Below are 1,410 nucleotides of genomic sequence, written 5' to 3' on the forward strand. Positions count from 1 at the left end.
CTGCTTGATCGCCGAACGCTCGGGGTTCTTGCCGCCGTCCGGCAGCGGCAGGTAACGGTCGGCCTCTTCGCCGCCCTCGCCGGTGTTAGACTTGCCGCCGATCGTGTTCATGGCGCGGGCCAGCGTGGTGTGCGCTTCCCTGGAGATCGAGCCAAAGGACATCGCTCCGGTCGAGAACCGTTTGACGATATCGGCCGCCGACATGACCTCGTCGAGCGCGACCTTCTTGCGCCCGGTTTCTTCGGCCAGCCTGATCTTGAACAGGCCGCGAATGCTCTGCGCCCGCGCCGTCTCGCTGTCGATCTGAGCGGAATAGTCCTTGAACGTCTGCCACGATCCCTGGCGCACGGCGTGCTGCAGGGTGGCCACCGCATCGGGCGACCAGATATGCGCTTCGCCGCGCATGCGGAACATGTATTCGCCGCCGACCTCGAGGCTGTTGCGCAGCACCGGGTCGTTGCCGAAGCCGTCGGCGTGGCGGCTGACCGTTTCGGCCGCGATCTCTTCCAGCCCGACGCCTTCGATCAGCGTCGCGGTGCCGGTGAAATATTTTTGCACGAAGTCGGTCTTCAGCCCGATGGCGTCGAAGATCTGCGCGCCGCAATAGGACTGGTAGGTCGAGATGCCCATCTTCGACATCACCTTGAGAATGCCCTTGCCGATCGACTTGATGTAGCGGGAGACGACCTCATTGGCGTCGACTTCGGCCGGCAGCTCGCCGCGCTTGTGCATGTCGAGCAGCGTGTCGAAGGCGAGATAGGGATTGATCGCCTCGGCGCCATAGCCCGCAAGGCAGCAGAAATGATGCACCTCGCGCGGTTCGCCGGACTCGACGACCAGCCCCACCGACGTGCGCAATCCCTTGCGGATCAAATGATGGTGGACCGCCGCCGTCGCCAGCAATGCCGGGATGGCGATGCGGTCCGGCCCGAGCTGACGGTCGGACAGGATGATGATGTTGTAGCCGCCGGCGACCGCCGCCTCGGCGCGCTCACACAGCCGGTCGATGGCGCCCTGCATGCCGGCCGCGCCTTCGTTCGAAGCATAGGTGATGTCGATCGTCTTGGTGTCGAAACGGTCCTCGGTGTGACCGATGGAGCGGATCTTCTCAAGATCACCATTGGTCAGGATCGGCTGGCGCACTTCGAGCCGCTTGCGACGCGAATTGCCGACGAGATCGAAGATGTTCGGCCTCGGCCCGATGAACGACACCAGGCTCATCACCAGTTCCTCGCGGATCGGGTCGATCGGCGGGTTGGTGACCTGGGCGAAGTTCTGCTTGAAATAGGTGTAGAGCAGCTTCGATCTGTCCGACATCGCCGAAATCGGCGTGTCGGTGCCCATCGAGCCGACCGCTTCCTGGCCGGTGGTCGCCATCGGCGACATCAACAGCTTGGTGTCTTCCTGGGT

1 protein-coding gene is annotated in these 1,410 nt (G+C 63.7%); it reads right to left on the reverse strand.

The genetic code is table 11. From position 1 onward, the window contains the following. A partial coding sequence (locus EN781_RS32535; RefSeq protein ID WP_245492710.1) for a glutamate synthase central domain-containing protein occupies positions 1-1,410 on the reverse strand: 1,410 nt, incomplete at both ends.

This window comes from Mesorhizobium sp. M4A.F.Ca.ET.090.04.2.1 (assembly GCF_003999085.1).
GTDB lineage: Bacteria > Pseudomonadota > Alphaproteobacteria > Rhizobiales > Rhizobiaceae > Mesorhizobium.